At 46.8% G+C, this 3,964-nt stretch carries 5 protein-coding genes; 1 reads left to right on the forward strand and 4 read right to left on the reverse strand.

Features of this window, described 5'->3' with window-relative positions; all coding sequences use genetic code 11:
- The 4 genes from MHN01_RS19035 to MHN01_RS19050 form a co-directional block, all read right to left on the reverse strand.
- Window positions 1–870: ABC transporter permease (locus MHN01_RS19035; RefSeq protein ID WP_239412792.1), on the reverse strand; the 870-nt coding region annotated here is incomplete at its 3' end.
- Window positions 870–1,562 (reverse strand): ATP-binding cassette domain-containing protein, encoded by a 693-nt coding sequence (locus MHN01_RS19040; RefSeq protein WP_239412793.1) that lies wholly within the window; start codon window positions 1,560–1,562, stop codon window positions 870–872. The genes MHN01_RS19040 and MHN01_RS19035, both read right to left, overlap by 1 nt.
- Before the next feature lie 62 nt (window positions 1,563–1,624).
- Window positions 1,625–2,404, reverse strand: coding sequence for a DUF2796 domain-containing protein (locus MHN01_RS19045; protein ID WP_239412794.1), 780 nt, complete (start codon window positions 2,402–2,404; stop codon window positions 1,625–1,627).
- 443 nt (window positions 2,405–2,847) lie between these two features.
- Window positions 2,848–3,399 (reverse strand): YtfJ family protein, encoded by a 552-nt coding sequence (locus tag MHN01_RS19050; protein WP_239412795.1) that lies wholly within the window; start codon window positions 3,397–3,399, stop codon window positions 2,848–2,850.
- A gap of 319 nt (window positions 3,400–3,718) precedes the next feature.
- On the opposite strand from MHN01_RS19050, the gene MHN01_RS19055 reads away from it, so the two are divergent.
- On the forward strand, window positions 3,719–3,928 hold the full coding sequence (locus tag MHN01_RS19055; protein ID WP_075763599.1) for a DUF1107 domain-containing protein: 210 nt from the start codon (window positions 3,719–3,721) through the stop codon (window positions 3,926–3,928).
- Window positions 3,929–3,964: the final 36 nt, after the last annotated feature.

The raw sequence follows: 3,964 nt of genomic DNA on the forward strand, positions 1-3,964 counted from the left end.
CAGTGCCTGCTCGGCAATTGACATCATTCCCCATAGTTCGTGCAGAGCGATGCCGGGCATAATGGCACTCAGCGGTTCTTTCGAATATGTGTTGATATAACGCTGCAGTGCAAAAGTCTGTATTTTGGAATTTAGACCAAGCATGAAGGCGGTAATCTGTTTCGGCTCGAACTGATAGTTGGCCAGAGTTTGTGCATCCGGTGTATGCCCTAACTTGGCTCCAGATTCCCAGCCGATATGAATTGCTTCAATCGCGCCTAAAGAGACATGGACACTGCGGTCGACTGGCGTACCTGTTGGTTCCAGTATGCCGACCACCTTGAACGGTAAGTTATCATGACGGTTGAAAGATTTATCACTGATACCGTGGGCGATGATGATTTCGTCATCGAGCTGATAGTTGAGCTTCTTCGCGACCTCTGCACCCAGAACGGTCTCGAATAGCCCAGTAAACTGCCGGCCTTCGGCGAAACTAAGGTGTTGCTTTTGGCCATACTGATAATGCGTAAAGTAGGTATGATTGGTACCGATCACTCGGTAACCCTGGTGTGAGTCTCCAAGCGAGATGGGTATTGACCATTTCACTGAGCGGTGTTGGCTAATTTCCTGATAGCTTTTCCAGTCAATGTTGTTGGTGGCGTTACCGATGCGGAAAACGGAATACAGCAGCAGGTTTACCTGGCCCGAACGGGAGCCAACTATTAAATCTGTTCCAGAAATCGTATTGGCAAAGCTGGATTTAGCCTGAGTACGTACTCTTTCAACACCAAGTAATAGGGTGACGGAAATGGCGACGGTCAGCAGGGTAAGCAATGCTGTCGTTTTGCGGTTAGTCAGGCTTTGCCATGCCAGTCGGAATATCGCGCCCATTAGCAGATCCCTCTTGCTGCTCGGTTTAATTCGTTGAGTGCAATGCTACGGTCGAATAAGGATTCAAGTGTTTCATCATGGCTGACAAAGAGTAAGGTTGTTTCTGCTTTATCGCATTCTGCCATGAGTAATTGGATGAAGGCCTCACGGTTGTCATGATCGAGCGCTGATGTTGGTTCGTCCGCGATTAATAGCTCCGGCTGACCTATCAGCGCCCTTGCTGCTGCGACCCGCTGCTGTTGACCGATACTCAGTTCGGTTATTGGCTTCTCAAGATATTCTTGAGGCAGGTGTAATTGGGTTAATAGCCGTTTAGCCTCTAAGTCCATAGCGCTTGATAGCCTATTTTTTCGCAGCCGGGAGAAACGGCACGGTAGCAGGACGTTATCGATCACCGAGAGATAGGGAAGCAGATTGAACATCTGGAAAATATAGCCAATGTGATTGGCTCTGAATTGATCTCTGTGTGTCGGTTTTTGTTGGCTGAAGGGTTGTTGCAACAGCTGGATTTCGCCTGATGTTGGCTGTGAAATGCCTGCCAGTAGACTTAACAAGCTGGACTTGCCACTCCCGCTCGGACCTTTCAGAAAGACTTTTTCGCCTTTTTTTATCGTTAGGGATGGAATGTCGAGGAGATCCTCCGTCTGTTTTGGCCAGCGAAATGTTATGTCGTTGAGTTCTATAACGTTCATAGTTGTCCCTGTAATGGGGGGAAGCCCCCCATCGTTAATGGATTCTCGCTATAAGCCAAAGCTTAGAATTTGAATACTGTACTGGTTGGCGTTAGCTGCGAAGCACTTTGGTTGGTATCTGTAATTGCCTGGACAGTGATTTTTTCCGTGGTCGGGAAGTGGCTGAACCAGTTAACCTGCAGAGAGGTTAGCTGTTCGATGTTACTGCATCGGAACACATACTGAGCAGAGAACTCACCGTGTCCATTATGGCTGTCATGGTCATGCTCGTCGTGATCATGTCCCGCATGGCTGTCATGATCATGCTCGTCATGATCATGTCCCGCATGGCTGTCATGGTCATGCTCGTCGTGATCATGTCCCGCATGGCTGTCATGGTCATGTTCGTCGTGGTCATGTTTCGCGTGGCTGTCATGATCATGTTCGTCGTGATCATGTTCCGCGTGGCTGTCATGGTTATGTTCGTCGTGATCATGTCCAGCATGACTGTCATGGTCATCATTAGCTGTTAATGTTTCAGTGACATGGGCATCGGTTAGCTGGCAGTTTGACGCCGAGGAGAAAGCAAAGAGTTTTCCGGCGTTGTTAAGTTTTGCAATTGCGCTTTCTAGTTGCTGTTGTTGTTGCTTGTTGGTCGGAGCATGTTCAAAGCCAACAATATCCGCGCCCGGGGCCGTGATCTCCATCAGTAAATCTTTGCCGTCTTGGGCAATATTGAATTCAACGACGCCGTGTACATGGGCGTCGTGCTGGCGAAAAGCCTCTTCTGCTGATGCAGTGGTAGCCATTGTCAGTGTGCTGAGCATTAGTGCACACGATGAAAGACGGTAAGGAAAAGGCATGATAACTCCTGTCTAAAAATAATGGTAAATAAAGATACATACATTCGTTTTAGGCTGTTACCGGAGGAGATCTTGCCAAGGGTTGCGTGGGAAGACGATAGCCTGTTAGAACGTTGCTTTGGCGGCTATGCTGTGCCGGTGACTGTGCGGGTAGGGCATCGAGTTCAATGATTGGCGTTGTAACATGTACCAGATGGCAGATGCTACATTCCTGCACATGATGATGGCTGCTCTCGACTTCTAATTCATGCAATACCTTTAGCGGCCCAATTACACAGATTAGGCCGATGCAGAGAATTGTGCATAGGTGTAACCACCGAGAGTTGAAATGGAACACGTTAGAATCAGAAAAGCCATCACCAAAACAGGATTGTAATAATATAACATTACTTTTTGTTGTTGGTCATGGCTTTGTTGCCATCTAGGAAGATTAATTGAACGCGTTACAGATTGGCTTTAACTAAGCTAAGTGCTTGTTCTATCTCTGAAGGGCTGAGTTTTCCTTCTTTGACAAATAACACTTTGCTTTCTTTGTCCAGGACAATAATTGCAGAGCTTTCTTCTTGAAGCTCCCAAGTAGCATGTACCCCGCCTTCGGCATCAAGTACCATGGACGACCACGAAAAATCTCGCTTGCTGTCTTCTGCCGACGAGGCAACAAAACTACCTGTTCCCCAAATGGCATCATCCTGGTTGATGATTGTTGTTGTCTGGTATTCTTCTGCCGGCAAACCTGCTGCTGTGATTGCCTGCATGAGTTCCGCATTCATCTCTTTTGCAGAGCTGCGGCCAGCGATTGCCTGAATCACCCTGACTTTGCCTGGCAACTGTGAACTATTCCAGTTTTGGTAGACGATATCATCACCTTGCAAGGTGATCTCACCTTTGTCAGACACGGCCGCCGAAGGGAGCATTTCACCAACCTGAATAGTATGAGCCGCTGCAAGGCCTGGTAATAATGCAGCAAGTAAAGCAATCATTGGCTTCTTATTCATTGTATTTATTCCATTTATTGTTAGACGCTCCATTATCTTAGAACAGTCAGAGATAACAGGTAAAACCAGTTGAAAATAGTCGATCTGAATCACTAATTATTCTATTCCTTCTCGGCTTGGGGATGTTTTTTGGGAATCTTTGTCGCTGATCTTATAAGCAATTATGATTTTTTTGTTCTACATTGAATACTTGGCTTGAGTTGACTTTTAGGGATAGGTTGTCAAGCATGGCAAGTAAATTGCTTTCTTTTTTCGACGGAAGGTTGAAACATTATTGATATGGCGGGGTCTACAGCTGTATCGGTGTTGCGAGGGATATATGCTTAGAGTTTTCAAACACTATCGTCCAAATCAGGTTGCCCGCTACGTAAAGAGCTATTTTCGTGGGCGTGTGTTTATTATGGGAGTCGGCGGTTTCGAATTTGATTGCGGCCGTTTGCTGCCACCCAAAAAACAAGATTTAAAAGCGCTAAATGTGTTATCGGAGGTCAATCGCGAAATCGACCTCCTTGCCGCAGAGGCTGTATAGCTGGTCCCTAGCTCTGGTTAGATATGACAGGGCACG

It is taken from the genome of Photobacterium sp. OFAV2-7, assembly GCF_022347985.1.
Taxonomy (GTDB): Bacteria; Pseudomonadota; Gammaproteobacteria; order Enterobacterales; family Vibrionaceae; genus Photobacterium.

Excerpts from the sequence above, each read along its gene's own strand:
- MHN01_RS19040 (WP_239412793.1), bottom strand. The coding sequence starts at position 1,562 with ATGAACGTTATAGAACTCAACGACATAACATTTCGCTGGCCAAAACAG.
- MHN01_RS19055 (WP_075763599.1), top strand. The coding sequence starts at position 3,719 with ATGCTTAGAGTTTTCAAACACTATCGTCCAAATCAGGTTGCCCGCTAC.
- MHN01_RS19050 (WP_239412795.1), bottom strand. The coding sequence starts at position 3,399 with ATGAATAAGAAGCCAATGATTGCTTTACTTGCTGCATTATTACCAGGC.
- MHN01_RS19045 (WP_239412794.1), bottom strand. The coding sequence starts at position 2,404 with ATGCCTTTTCCTTACCGTCTTTCATCGTGTGCACTAATGCTCAGCACA.